Here is a 14,110-nt window from a genome sequence, read left to right on the forward strand (position 1 = left end):
ATACAGTCTCATTGATTGGAGTTTTTCTTATTTATCCCTATTCTTTAAAAGAACACCATCCGTTTACTTATAATTTCAGACAGTTTCATTTTCAGCACACTAGCATTGATCGGTTTGGAAGCATACCCGTCGAAACCTTCGCTAAGAATACGCTGCTCGTCCGAGGCGTAAGCATAAGCCGTGATAGCGATGATAGGAATTTCGGCGGACAGTTTGCGTATCTCTTTCGTTGCTTCATATCCGTTCATTATAGGCATATTAATGTCCATCAATACAATATGCGGATGCTTCTCCTTGAACAAATCGACAGCCTCCTGACCATTCCAAGCATGGATAATATTGAAATCCTTGTGCAGGATATTCTCAAACAGTTTATAATTACTGTCGTTATCTTCGGCAATCAGAATACTTATATCATCACGATGCACGTGCATCACATCAAACTTCGGTTCCTGCGGCTGCACCTTTTTTACAGGATGATAAGGCAGTGTGAACCAGAAAGTAGCCCCCTTTCCGTATTCCGATTCCACACCTATTTTTCCTCCCATGTGCTCCACAATCATTTGGCAGATCGAAAGTCCGAGTCCTGTGCCTTGCGCAAAACTATTCAGTTTCACAAAGCGGTTGAACACCGTTCCAACTTTATCCTCCTGTATACCGCATCCCGTATCAGTCACATAGAAACGCAGCATATTTTCTTCTTTCTCCAATGTATATCCGAACGTGATACCACCTTTATCCGTAAATTTAATTGCATTGGTAAGGAGGTTCGTAATCACCTGGCTTAACCGGTTGCCATCCGTTTCGATGCAACAATCCGGCATGGGGTTCACGAGACTAAAAGCTAGCCCTTTCTCTTCCGTACGGGCTTGCATCGAGCATTTTATACCATGCAGAATTTCACCCAAGTGCTTGGGCAGGTAAGCAAACTCAAGCGTGCCCGATTCAATTTTAGACAGGTCGAGAATGTCGCCCACCAGTTGTAACAGCAATTTGTTATTGTTCTCGATGATCGTGATATACTCCTCTTTCTCTTCCGGTTCCTCCACGGTGGGAAGCAGTCCGGAGAACCCGACAATCGCATTCAGCGGAGTACGTATCTCGTGGCTCATATTGGCTAGGAATGCGCTTTTCAGTCGATTCGATTCCTCGGCACGATCCTTGGCACTCACCAATTCCTGTTCCAAAGCCTTGCGGGCAGTAATCACCAGTGAAGAGCCTACCAACGTTAGCGGGCGACCGTTTTCGTCACGAGTGGCAACAGTTGCCTGTGCTTCCACCCAATCCGTTTGCAGTCCGGTATTGGTACGGGTAACTACCCGGTATTCTTCCTTCACTTTCTTAATAGTTCCTGCAATCAAATCCTGATAAGCTTTCTCAATGCGTGGGCGGTCTTCTCTGAATATTTTTGCGAAGTACTGTGCATCGGGCACAGAAAGTTGCTCTTCAGTGACATCCAGTTCTTCAGTGCTCAATTCGATAGGGCGGTTTATGTCACATAGAATCATCCTCCGTTCCAAATCCCACTTCCAGGGAATGATGTCGGCCACTTCGAGCGCCATAATCAATTTTTGGTTTGTGGCGTTCAGCTTTTGCTGGGTGTGATACAAATCTGTGCTGTCCACACCAAACACATCGACGCAATCTTTCTTCGAACTAAGAGCCATCACGATTTCCTGATGTTTATTGCTCTGCTGGGTATAAAATGAATACGCGATCGGACGTTTCTCCTTATCCAGAATCTTCGCATAGTTTAGGGAGGCGAGGAAGTTTGTTCCGAACAGCTCACTTGCCCGCTTGCCGATTACATCCACCTTAGGTGCATACTGTTTCAGGAAATGCTTGTTTATGGCGCAAATTTCCATATCGACAATTTCTCCCTCATCATCACGTATCAGGCGTTCACGAGCATAGATAATAGGCATATTATCAAACAAATCCGACAATTCCTGTGCCGTTTCCAATTGCGTCCGTTGGGCTTCACGCACTTTCCCCAATGCTTTGATTCTCGTATACTGATAAAGCACCACAAAGAGAATAATAAAGAAAGCGATGATGATTATGAATAAATAGCCATACTGCTGCCACACAGTCAGCGGACGGTTGAGGAAGACAGAATCGGACGGACAATTGTCCGGTAAAAAATTCCGTTGCAACAAAGCGGGATAATTGAATATATTTTCTCCTTCCGGGATATAAAACGGTATAGTACGCGGATCGACTCCCGACAGTACGGCAGAGAGCGTCTTGTGCAACTGCTCGTTGAATGCCGTTTGTGAATACATGAAACCTCCTATCATTCCGCTATTCACGACAAGAGAGTTTTTAAGTGCAAATATAGGAGTCACGCTATTCGAGATCACTTGGAATGAGTTGGCTTGCAACTGCACATTTCCCGCTACCACTTGGCGGGTGAACCATGACGAAAGAAGTACTCCCGTGGTGGCACTGTTCACTTTGTTTAGCTTTAACAGCAAACTATCCGTAGTCATATTCGCAGCTGAATAGAAGTCATATTCCAGATTCGAATATTTCTTCTGCAAGAGCTGTTTCAAATCAACATTGAGTTGCTGGTTCACATAACGTCCGTCTCCGATCAGAATAATTTTCTTCATGTCGGGAATCATGTGTTGGAGGAGCTTCACGTTTTCCTCAATAAAAACACGGGTCTGAAGTAATGTGAGGTTATATTCTTCGGTGAAGTTGGTAAGCGGAACCTGTTCGGACGGCACTACCGGATATTTTTTGATATAACAGTCATCGGGTCCCATGTAATTCTCCTCCCCGCACAAGATAAGAGGAATATCCCCCCATGCTTCACGCATTTCATTACGGAAAAGCAACATCGAGTTGCCTAGCAGCAATACGGCTTTAGGTTTCTTCTTTCCGTATTTGGCAAAAATAGTAGATTTGAGGTCCGCCAGTTTCAAACTGTCATCAATCATCAGCATATTCATGTTTTCCACATACACCTCTGTTTTCCTTTCCGCATTCAGCCATTGCAGAATGGGGGAAATGATAGCATTGCTCCATGGAGCATCTGATGTATAAGTATTAAGAACGAGCAGATATTCATTTTGGAAAATAGTATCTTCTTTCACTTGAGAGAAAACGGTAAAAGTCCAAAAGCATAGACTTACCAACAAAGCGGCTTTACGGAACTTGAGTGCTTCCATATTTTTTCTTGTTTTATTTGTGATATTTAATAAACTCTGCAAATCTATACTTTTATTTTAATATTTTGATAAAAACATCAAAAAAAGAAATTGCTTTCACTAACTTTTTGATAAATATTAGTTTATCTTCATTATTACACGAATCCCGTTCCAGAAAGTGCACGCGCACACTCTGAAACGGGACTACACATTTAAATAATTTCCAGTTCATCTTTCAAGAAGGTTTTTACATACCTATTTACATTATCTCTTTCTTTTCCGATGGCTTATTAAAATCTTTTGAATATTCAACTTTTACCTCAAAACAGGGACACGCTTTCACCCACTCTTCCGGCTCTATCTCGCCATTTCCGTTGAGGTCGGGACTAAGATCGCGATGTCCACACACCCGGCAACCCGGATAATCCCGCAACAGCGTAAGAATCAATACCCGCAGCGAGTGCTTCTGCCATTCGGTACGGGTGTCTTTAGGCTGCCCTTTACAGTCGAGTCCGCCCTCATAACAAATGCCGATGCTTTCCTTGTTGAAACCTTTGGCATGCGCCCCGATTTTCTCTACCGCCCGCGTGGATTTAATATCTCCGTTTTTGCGGATATAAAAATGATACCCCGCCCCGTTGAATCCCCGCCTGCGGTGGCAGTCGTCCAAATCAAATTCCGTAAAACTCTTGTCCTCACGCGTGGCGGAGCAGTGCACCACAATCAGATTGATGTTTCTCATGGCCTCACTTTCCGTCCTCTTTGGCATTATTACGCTGCACGCACTCCTTATTAATACATTGCAAAGCAGCAGCCTGCGCCAGCTGCCCTCTCAATGAGAATATCTCTGTATGCATCTCTTTCACTTTCGAGCTAAGGTCGAAGTAATCCTTCAACACCTTTTCCAGCTGTTGCATCAGAAATGTATATTGGTCTTTCACCAGTTCGCTGAACTCTTTGACTTCCTGCGCCATCGCCTGACGTTTTTTGCGATTATTACCCAGGAAAGGGAGAATCGTCATAACGATTTCAATAATTTTATCTAGCATGATTTTTATTCAATTAAGAGAATGAAGAAAATGAAGAGAATAAGAAAAGAGAAATAGAAAAAAGATAGAACGTGAAAAAGAAGAATCATAAAGAGAAAGAGAGAGCGGCCGGAAAGCCGGACACTCCCTTTCTTTACTCATTATGCTGCGGGGTCCGGAGCCTCGCCGCTACCTCCGCCGGTGCCGCCTCCGGTATTTCCACCTGCGCCACCGGAACCCTCGTTTTCAGCTTCGCCCTTTCCAGCGAGAACGAAATCCACATTATTCTCGCTGCGGGTGGAGGTATGACTGGTATTCACCAGGCGGAGCGCCTTATCTGCCACAAACCGCACATTCACCCTGCGGATGCTGCGCACCGTGCAATCTTTCTCCTTCTCCGTCCCCTCACTGCTCAATGTGATGTGAAAGGTTCCCAATCCATCAATCTTCACCTTGTCACCTTGCGTGAGCGACAGGCGCAACTGCTCCACAAAAGCCTCGATAGCATGCTTCACGTCTCCCGCTGTAAGCGAAGAATTGGCCTCGATAGCATCCGCCAGCTTATTGACGTCCATCACTCTCACTGTACCCGATTTCTGGCGTACATAATACAACATCTGTGAATCTTCCTGATTCACATACTTTCTGCGCTGATAGCGCTCCACTAATACGTTCATAATTGAAAAAAGTTAAGGTTTAGGTAATTATATTTTCTATCCTTACGACACTACAAATATACAAAATCTGAAAGGCAAAGTCAAGTATTTCGCCATTTATTTATTCAACAAATTAAAATAAAAAGAGGAAAATATTCAAGACATAGATGTCATAAAATATCACGAGAACGATCACCCCATATCCGCCCTTATTTAGCATGCTTCAACAAATATTCCAAAGTAGGAACATAATCCGTGATTTTCGTCAGTTCCGGATTGTGGTGGAAATAGGCATTCCCCGTCTCCCCATTGCGTTGCTTGGCTACGATCACCACTCCCAGCCCATCCGTCTGATAACCGCTCTCCTTGTCCGTTACAATCCGCGACAGCGCCGGCCGGTAGAGCAGCATCACAACGTCCGCATCCTGCTCGATAGCACCACTCTCGCGCAACTGGCTCAACTCCGGACGCCTGTCGATATGCCCCTCCGCCAACCGGTTCAACTGGCTTAACAATATCACCGGCACATTCAGCTCTTTGGCCAGCAGCTTCGCCTTTCGGGTGGCCTGCGCCACTTCCTGTTCGCGGTTACGGTTATTTTGTCCTGTTGTCATATCGCAAAGTTGCAGGTAGTCGATAATAATCAGGTCACACGCATTTTGGCTTTGCAGCAACCGTGCGCTCGAACGCACATGATCCATGCTCACCACCGAACCGTCGTCCACGTGTATCCGCAAGCGAGAGAGTTCCGCTGCTGCGGCACGGGCTTCCGCCATCTCCTGCCCGCTGGCCGTTCCCGTCCGCCAATGCCGGGCATTTATCTCACTGGCCGCTGCCAGCCAGCGATCCGCCAACCGTTCTCCCTGCATCTCAAGACTATACACCACCACCGCACGCCCCGCCATCGCTGCGCTGCGTGCCAGATGTAACGCTAAAGCCGTCTTTCCCACCGAGGGACGGGAGGCCATCACCACCAGTTCCCCGTTCTGCCATCCGGACGTCATACGATCCAGATCCGTCAATCCCGTCGGGATGCCCGTCACCCCGTTCACACTCTTGGCCATACGCGCTTCGGCTTCTTTCATGGTGTCCGTCATCAATGCATCCATGCCACGCATCGTATCATTATGCCCGAATTCCCCCTCCAGGCGGTCGAGCAGGCTGTGGGCGTCTACAAGCGTATCGGCAATGTCCATCGTTTCGTCCAGCGAGCAGGCAAGCAACTTGTTAAGCCCCAGAATCATCTCACGCCGCAGATACTTCTCATGCACGATCTTCATGTGATATTCGATATGCGCGGAGCTTGCCACCTTGCTGCTAAGCAACGTCACATTATAAGCTCCTCCCGCATCTTCGAGCGTTCCCCTGCGGGCAAGTTCCTCTTTTACGGTGAGTATATCTATTTTCGTACCCGCCTGATACATCGCCATCATGGTGGCAAAAATCAGCTGATGGCGGACTACGTAGAACATTTCCGGGCGTAGCTTGTCGGCTACCAGCGGCAGAGCCTCCTGTTCTATCAGGCAGGCTCCTATAATGGCTTCCTCTACTTCGGGAGCCTGTGGCGAAACTCTATTTTCGGTATTCATATTTCTTTTCCGGGGGTCAATATTCGTTGAGGAATGCTTTGTTGGACAGATAAGTGGCGGCGTGCAGCAGGTAGTTGGCATTGGTCTGATGGAAATAATAATCTTCAATGCGTTCCAGAGCGAGCTTCCGTTCCTTGCCGCTTAGTTTTTTCCATTCGCGCTGCGCTTTGGCTACGTTTTCTTTGGGAAGCAGGGTGATTCGGTGATACTCTTCCCAGAAAAAGTCAAATTGCTCCTTGGCGGCTTTCCTTTGCAGTTTCAGGTCGTCAGGGCTGGCTTTGGGAACGTTCACCCAGTTTTCATAATTCACCACACGAATATGCAGTATGACTACATCTTTATGCGGAATAATTTCAATAATTCCCTTTGCACACAATCTTTGCATAAACCGATATGTTTTGCCTGCCGACCAGTGAAAAACATCACCCCAGCTCCGGTAACTACGCAGACTCTCTCCCCTCTTGCACACACTCTTATTGTGCCAATAATCAGTGTATTCCGTTTCGGAATAATTCACTTTGAGAAGAAGTTTTATGAAAGCTTCCACATCGCCCTCGTGGCGGTCACAACTATTTATATATTCTGCGAACATCAGTTTAGGAATCACAATATAACCGTTTCCGGCCATTTGTTGCGGATTTACATTTTGCATACTTGTCACTTTTTAAATTTTCAACAAAAATAGCCTATACACCGGGGCGCTCCTAAATTTTCGATTCTTTTCAACCGTGTACGGCTCTAAAGAATTGTATAGACCTATCCGTGATTCCTCCCTGTGCCCCAATAAGACAGAAAAAAGCGAGAGCAAAAAAACAGAAGCTCCGTTTGCCTGAAACGGAACTTCTGAATGTATCAAATGGAGGCTCTTCCGCATGGATTTAGAGCCTCCATTTAGGGGATAAAAAAGCGCCTTTTTGCCGAACGCATAGTGGAACGGTCTCCGAAAGCAGACAACTCGCTATATGGCAGACGGTTACACCTACCTAAAAAAAGACCCTTGAAACACTAACCGTATTATTATAAATATATAAATAATAAACTATATATATTAAAATATATAGTTCGATTTTTCTATTTTTGAAGATTAATGTTTCATTTCTTCGGGTGCGTTCGGATAGACGATTGCCATCACAATTTTGGGAGGTCCCCAGCATTGAACAATGATCTCCTGCATCTTCGGAGTCAGGTAGGTGGTGTGTTCGGTGTAGCCGACAGCTTGCAGCTCGGCAGTGAGTGACAGATTTTGGTCAATCTTGTCACGCATTCTTTTTCTGGACGCGGTAACGCCCGAAGGACACGGAAAATATTCCATCGCAAGTTGCGAGAACGGTTTGAAACCATTGATGATGTAGGTTTCCGTGACTGTTTTGTTTTCTTTCATTGTTATAAAATTAAGTTGTATATCAAACCCGTTTTGTCGGTTTAATTTCCCGCAAAAGTATGAAAAGGAATTGATTTATAACTATAAACTAAATTGAATTTTTAGGACGTAATTTATGTGTGTAAAAATCTATTTATAGTTTTGTTTTATCGAATAAATTCGGCTGTTAAATCAGTAAATAATAATTATTAAAAAAAAAGTTGATGAAGAAAGAAGATTTGATTTCGTTTATGAAAGAAATCGCTGCCGAGTTGCAGCAAAGGGGAAATTTAGGGACTGCTCATGTGTACCGGAGCAGCTTGAATGCAATCCGTACCTTTTGGGGTTCGGACAAGATGCTGTTTCGGCAACTGACACCCGAATGGTTGAAGCGTTTCGAAAACAGTCTGCGAGAACGCGGATGCAGTTGGAACACAGTGTCTACTTATCTGCGCATCTTGCGGGCGGTCTATAATCGTGCGGTTACTTTACGGAAAGCGACGTATGTGCCTCATTTATTCCGTTCGGTTTACACGGGTACAAGGGCAGACCGTCAGCGGGCATTGGACAATGAGGACATGAAGAAAGTGTTCACCCGTCTGGCGACACAATCCTCCGCCACTACCGCCATGCGCACCGCACAGGATTGGTTTATCCTGATGTTCCTGCTCCGCGGATTGCCGTTCGTCGATCTGGCTTATCTACGCAAGAATGATTTGAAGGAAAATGTTATCACGTATCGGCGCAGAAAGACAGGCCGCACATTGTCCGTGACATTGACAGCGGAAGCGATGTTTCTGTTGCAGCGCTATATGAATCGGGATGTTGCTTCTCCCTATCTGTTTCCCATCCTGCGGAGTGGCGAGGGAACGGAAGAGGCATACCGGGAATATCAGTTGGCATTGCGGGGATTCAACCACCAGCTGGCTTTATTGGGTGAACTGTTGGGAATCAAAGGCAAGTTAAGTTCTTATGCTGCCCGCCATACATGGGCTACGACTGCTTATTATTGCGAAATCCATCCGGGAGTGATCTCCGAAGCGATGGGACATTCGTCCATCACGGTGACAGAAACCTACCTGAAACCATTCCACAGTAAGAAAATAGATGATGCGAACAGGAGGATTATTGATTTCGTAGAGCGGTCGATAGGGAAAGCAATCGCTTGACAAATAGGACGTTACTTTGTAGATAACGGGATTTTGAATATGCAGCAAAAGTATGCATATTTATCAAAATATGCAAACAGAAACAAACATTATTTCTAACAAATAGTTTCAAAAGGGAAATAACAAGAGCAAGACATATCACTTCTTTGCATTAGAGCTTCACCGACATCTAAAATTTGCAAAAGACATTCCCCCCCCCTACCATTCTCCTGAAAAGCAGGGGCGGAGAGTTTGATTACTATTTTTTATTTTCCATGTATCATTTACCTTTCAACAGGCGTAAACAATGGTTTTTTCCGTTACCTACAAAGTAACGGGACGTACTCAAATTATTAACTAAAGCAACAAAACAATGAAGAAATTCAGACATTACGCCTTACTACTGGTTACGGCAATGGCAGTATTCGGTTGTTCAAAAGACTATGACGACACCGAATTGAAGCAGGACATTAGCGATCTTCAGTCAAGAGTGGAAAAGTTGGAAACGTGGTGCACCACCGTCAATGGGCAAATCAGCGCCCTGCAAGAGTTGGTCACTGCACTGGAAGCGAACGACTACGTGACAGGAGTTTCGCCCGTGACCAATGGTTACACTATCCATTTCAGCAAAGGCGAATCCATCACCATCTACAACGGCAAGGATGGAGCCAAAGGAACGGACGGCGTGACTCCTGTTATCGGAGTAGACAAATTCGAAGGAGAATACTACTGGACGGTAAAGATAGGTACCGCTGCCGCCACTTGGATGCTCGACGCCAACAACAACAAGATTCGCACCACTGGCGATAAAGGGGCGGACGGAAGCGCAGGAGTAGCCGGAACTTCCCCTGTGTTGAGCGTAGCTACAGACACCGACGGCAAAGTTTATTGGAAAGTAAACGGCGAATGGCTGTTGAACAGCGGAAAGAAAGTACAGGCTACAGGTGATAAAGGCGACAAGGGGGAAACAGGTTCAACAGGTGCTGCCGGAGCAGACGGTGCACAAGGCGATGCCGTATTTGCCGCAGACGGTGTAACGGTAGACAAAACCAAAGGCACGGTAACCTTTACTCTTGCAGGTGAAGACGGTGCAACATTTACCCTGCCAATGGCAAGTGAAATGAAGATATTCGACAAGTTCGACGAATTCAAAGTGAACAGCGAAAAGCATGAACTCACACTGGCGCTTAACGTAAAAGAGGGTGATTATGCCGCTATCAAAGCCGAACTGACCAGCAGCAAAGGAATGGAAGTAGCCATTGTAAAAGCTACCACTCGTGCGGCTTCTACCCCCTGGGGTGTAGAGCTTACCAGCCCGACATTCAAAGAAGATAAGACGATTGATATGAACGCTAAGGTAACTTTTACACTGCCAGTCGGAATTGAAGAGGGCGAATTTGCGTTGCTGAAAGTAACTGTTGTTGGTAAAGATGGAACGGAACATTCTGCAACTCGTGTTATCGTATATACTACGGAGATCAATGTAGAGAGTGTTACTCTTACAGATCAGTCCGTGACCAAGGGTGGCACGATCAAGCTGGAACCGATTTTCACTCCTGCTACTGCAACCAACAAGGACGTTACTTGGACGAGCAGTAATCCTGAAGTTGCTACAATTGCTTCCGACGGCACAGTAACGGGTGTTGCCAAAGGCGAAACTACTATTACGGTAACTACCGAAGATGGTAATTTCACTGCTACTTGCAAGGTGAAAGTAACGACTGGTCCCGGCTTTGAAAACGAAGGAGAGCCAGGTATCGACGGCTCTAGCTGGGATAAAGCCTATACCATTAAGAATAAAGAACAACTTGTATTACTAGCTACTCGTGTAAATGGAGACCAATCAGACAGTTGGAATAGGAAATATTACAAACTACTTGACAACATCGACCTCGGAACAATGGAATGGAGTCCCATCGGAAATGAGGAAAAGTATTTTTTTGGAAATTTCGATGGAGCAGGCTATAGCATAAGTGGTACACTTACGATGGAGGCTACAAAAATATTTGTAGGTATCTTTGGGTTTGGAAAGGGAGCCACCATTCAAAATCTTAGTTTCAAAGGAAACATTAACGAATGTAAGGCTCCTAGCTTAGGTAGTATCATAGGATATGTAATAGACACCCAAATAGTGAATTGTCACAATACAGCAGCACTGATTAACAAAGGCCAATATGTAGGAGGTATTGTAGGTTTCGGTGGTGGAACAATCATTGCATGTAGTAACAGCGGAGCAATCACAAATAATGAAACAAATAGCTTCACAGGTGGCATTGCTGGCACAAATGACCGCATTATTATTGGCTGCTTTAACACTGCAAGTATTGTGGGCAACAACCAAGTCGGAGGAATTGTAGGTTCATGCAGGGAAATTACGACCTGTTGGAGTGCAGCTAATACTATCACTGCTACAGGCGACAGAGCCAACAAAGGCGGAATCGCAGCTTCCCCTCAAAAAGCCAAATACTGTTACTGGAAAGCAATAGACGGAATAAGTGGTACATCAACTGGAAATGTTGAGAATTGTGAAGCATTCAGCGGTGATACTCCCAGCGCCGACCAAATCAAAGCTATGAACGACGCATGGCAGGCAGCCGATGCTGACCGTGAGTATCAGTTCAACGCTACGACAGGGATGATTGAGAAAAAACCATAAGCGGCACGTATCACATCTTTATATATAGTAAGCTGGAACCTTAAAAAGTTCCAGCTTATTTTTTATTCCTCTCAAAGCAAGAAAAAACGTCACTCTTAACCTATTGGGTAACAGAAATAATGATTACCTTTGCGATAGGTTCATAATATAAAATCAAGAGATGGAAACAACTGACCGTTATATAAGATTTGATTGGGCAATCAAGAGGCTTTTAAGACAGAAAGCCAATTTCGGTGTGCTCGAGGGACTTCTCACAGTACTACTGAACGAGAATGTGAAAATCATCGAGCTACTGGAAAGTGAAAGCAACCAGCAGACTATTGAAGATAAATTCAACCGTGTAGATATCAAAGCTAAAAATAGTAAAGGTGAAATCATTATCGTAGAAATCCAGAATACACGCGAATTGTATTATCTGGAACGCATCCTGTATGGAGTTGCCAAAGCAATCACCGAGCATATCTCATTGGGAGAACGCTACTACGAAGTGAAGAAAATCTACTCCATTAGTATTCTTTATTTCGACATCGGTATAGGAAGTGATTATCTATATCACGGTCAGAATACTTTCTTGGGTGTACATACGGGCGACCAGTTGCTTGTCAGCACCAAAGAAAAAGATGCCATCGTGAGCAAACTGCCCAGTGAGGTTTTCCCCGAATATTATCTGATTCGTGTGAATGAATTCGACAAAGCAGCTGTCACTCCCCTCGAAGAGTGGATAGACTACCTGAAAACAGGCCGTATCCGTCCCGATACGAAAGCTCCCGGACTTGCGGAAGCCCGGCAGAAGCTCATTTACCATAATATGACTGCCAAAGAACGCTATGATTATGATGAGCACCTCAATGCCATCATGATTCAGAATGATGTGCTGGACGGAGCTAAATTGGAGGGAAAGTTGGAAGGTAAATTGGAAGGAAGATTGGAAGGATTAGCTGAAGGCGAAAAGAACAAACAGATTGAAATAGCCCGTAAATTCAAAGAAATGGGGCTTACTATTGAAATGATTATTCAAGGCACCGGACTTTCAAAAGAAGAAATAGAAAAGCTATAAAATCGACTTATTACGATTAGTACCTCCTTGGAGGAAAACAGGAATACATATCAGAAAAATAAAAGTCCCGTTTTGTCTTGCAACAAAACGGGACTTTCTCTATAAAAAAACTACTACCTATCGTTTCTTGCTCAAGAAACGCTTTGCCAAATACTTACGTAAAGGTTCATCATAGAATTTCAAGCTTAGATAAGCCAGTACAATGCACAATGCGTAAACACATAAAGCCACCTGCCAAGTCTCGCCCAGCGTATAGAGTTGATTCTTAATCAGCCATGCATAGAACAGATACATCAACGGATAGTGTATCACGTAGATCGGATAAGATATATCTCCCAAGAACTTACATATCTGCGTTGACCGCTTATCCGTCGTACTTCCCGACGCACCCAGCCACACAAGGATAGGGAAAGCGACGACAATGCAAAACGCTTCATATACACCGTTCATACAAACCGGCTCTGCACCCTCCAAATAAGGAACGGAAAACAGGGCAATCAATACAAGGGTACATATCCAGAAAGCACCTTTCACTTTCACTGGTTTGAAGTTACGGGATAAAAGCATACCCAAAGAGAAAGGGAAAAGCATTCTCAATGATCCGCCCAGAAAGTTTACACCATCCAACGTCCATCCTACCCCAATGTTTCCATAAGTGGAGACATCGAAGATGGCGAACAACGTCAACGCCACTCCCAGCAATACCACCATCACAGCCAACGCTTTATTAGACAGACGGCGAATGAACAACGCATAAAGGATATTGCCTATATACTCGAAAAACAACGACCAGCATGGCCCGTTCAGCGGAAACATCTCGCCATTGCCACGAACCTCATAGCCCGCACCCGGCATAGCAGGAATGAAAAATATCGTGCAAAGAAGAGACAACATCACCATGGATATGGCAACGTGCGTTCCATCCCATTGCACAGAACCCTGAATGCAGAACGTGATAGCCCCCAGAACAGCCCCCAGAACAACCATAGGATGAAGACGTATCAATCGGCGTTTAAAGAAATCTTTCATGGTGAGACTCTTACCCCAACGGTCGTCGTAAGCGTAACCGATCACAAAACCCGAAAGGATAAAAAAGAAATCCACGGCTAAATATCCGTGATTCAGAGTTTCAATAGCACTATTACTGGCAAAAGCGAAGCCCTCGAATACGTGATACCATATCACCATAAGAGCCGCCACACCGCGAAGTCCGTCAAGAAGATCATAATGCGCCTTGGTGTCTGAAAAGGCTGAAGCAGGAATGTTCGACATTTGTTTTTCTATTAGTAAGTTAGTATTTTCAGAGGGCAAAGATACGGTTTGCATTACGAAGTTTCTTTGCTTTAAAGCAAAAAAAATGTAAATTTCTATCTTTAGCACATTCCAACTAAGTACACAAACAAAATTAGCTTCCAAAAACATCAGAGTTATTTAAGGTATATATCCTAATATAGGAGTTGT

General features: G+C 44.8%; 11 protein-coding genes. 3 read left to right on the forward strand and 8 right to left on the reverse strand.

What is annotated here, in order from left to right; genetic code table 11:
- Nucleotides 1–44: 44 nt before the first annotated feature.
- The 7 genes from DXB58_RS16720 to DXB58_RS16750 form a co-directional block, all read right to left on the reverse strand.
- Nucleotides 45–3,176, reverse strand: a complete 3,132-nt coding sequence (locus DXB58_RS16720; RefSeq protein WP_122137604.1) for an ATP-binding protein — start codon at nucleotides 3,174–3,176, stop codon at nucleotides 45–47.
- Between the two features lie 238 nt (nucleotides 3,177–3,414).
- The gene (locus DXB58_RS16725) at nucleotides 3,415–3,897 is read right to left on the reverse strand and encodes an N-acetylmuramoyl-L-alanine amidase (RefSeq protein WP_122137605.1); all 483 of its coding nucleotides are present in this window, start codon (nucleotides 3,895–3,897) and stop codon (nucleotides 3,415–3,417) included.
- Between the two features lie 4 nt (nucleotides 3,898–3,901).
- Nucleotides 3,902–4,204 carry a hypothetical protein gene (locus tag DXB58_RS16730; protein WP_122137606.1) on the reverse strand — a complete coding sequence of 101 codons (303 nt, stop codon included), beginning with the start codon at nucleotides 4,202–4,204 and terminating at the stop codon, nucleotides 3,902–3,904.
- 140 nt (nucleotides 4,205–4,344) lie between these two features.
- Nucleotides 4,345–4,860 carry an HU family DNA-binding protein gene (locus DXB58_RS16735; protein WP_122137607.1) on the reverse strand — a complete coding sequence of 172 codons (516 nt, stop codon included), beginning with the start codon at nucleotides 4,858–4,860 and terminating at the stop codon, nucleotides 4,345–4,347.
- A 188-nt stretch (nucleotides 4,861–5,048) separates the two neighbouring features.
- Nucleotides 5,049–6,428: a replicative DNA helicase gene (gene dnaB / locus DXB58_RS16740; RefSeq protein WP_122137608.1), complete on the reverse strand. Its 1,380-nt coding sequence runs from the start codon at nucleotides 6,426–6,428 to the stop codon at nucleotides 5,049–5,051.
- 16 nt (nucleotides 6,429–6,444) lie between these two features.
- Complete coding sequence (locus tag DXB58_RS16745) at nucleotides 6,445–7,080, reverse strand: hypothetical protein (protein ID WP_122137609.1); 636 nt, start codon at nucleotides 7,078–7,080, stop codon at nucleotides 6,445–6,447.
- Between the two features lie 432 nt (nucleotides 7,081–7,512).
- Entirely contained in the window at nucleotides 7,513–7,809 is a 297-nt protein-coding gene (locus DXB58_RS16750; RefSeq protein ID WP_122137610.1) for a DUF4248 domain-containing protein, read from the reverse strand.
- A 203-nt stretch (nucleotides 7,810–8,012) separates the two neighbouring features.
- Between DXB58_RS16750 and DXB58_RS16755 the strand changes: the two genes are divergently transcribed.
- The 3 genes from DXB58_RS16755 (at nucleotide 8,013) to DXB58_RS16765 (ending at nucleotide 12,649) form a co-directional block, all read left to right on the forward strand.
- The gene (locus tag DXB58_RS16755) at nucleotides 8,013–8,957 is read left to right on the forward strand and encodes a site-specific integrase (RefSeq protein WP_122137611.1); all 945 of its coding nucleotides are present in this window, start codon (nucleotides 8,013–8,015) and stop codon (nucleotides 8,955–8,957) included.
- A 352-nt stretch (nucleotides 8,958–9,309) separates the two neighbouring features.
- Complete coding sequence (locus DXB58_RS16760; RefSeq protein WP_122137612.1) at nucleotides 9,310–11,592, forward strand: PL29 family lyase N-terminal domain-containing protein; 2,283 nt, start codon at nucleotides 9,310–9,312, stop codon at nucleotides 11,590–11,592.
- Between the two features lie 160 nt (nucleotides 11,593–11,752).
- The gene (locus DXB58_RS16765; RefSeq protein ID WP_122137613.1) at nucleotides 11,753–12,649 is read left to right on the forward strand and encodes a PD-(D/E)XK nuclease family transposase; all 897 of its coding nucleotides are present in this window, start codon (nucleotides 11,753–11,755) and stop codon (nucleotides 12,647–12,649) included.
- A gap of 117 nt (nucleotides 12,650–12,766) precedes the next feature.
- Here DXB58_RS16765 and DXB58_RS16770 read toward each other — a convergent pair whose 3' ends face one another.
- The gene (locus DXB58_RS16770) at nucleotides 12,767–13,921 is read right to left on the reverse strand and encodes an acyltransferase (RefSeq protein ID WP_122137614.1); all 1,155 of its coding nucleotides are present in this window, start codon (nucleotides 13,919–13,921) and stop codon (nucleotides 12,767–12,769) included.
- Nucleotides 13,922–14,110 lie beyond the last annotated feature (189 nt).

It is taken from the genome of Bacteroides sp. OM05-10AA, assembly GCF_003439055.1.
Lineage (GTDB): Bacteria > Bacteroidota > Bacteroidia > Bacteroidales > Bacteroidaceae > Bacteroides > Bacteroides intestinigallinarum.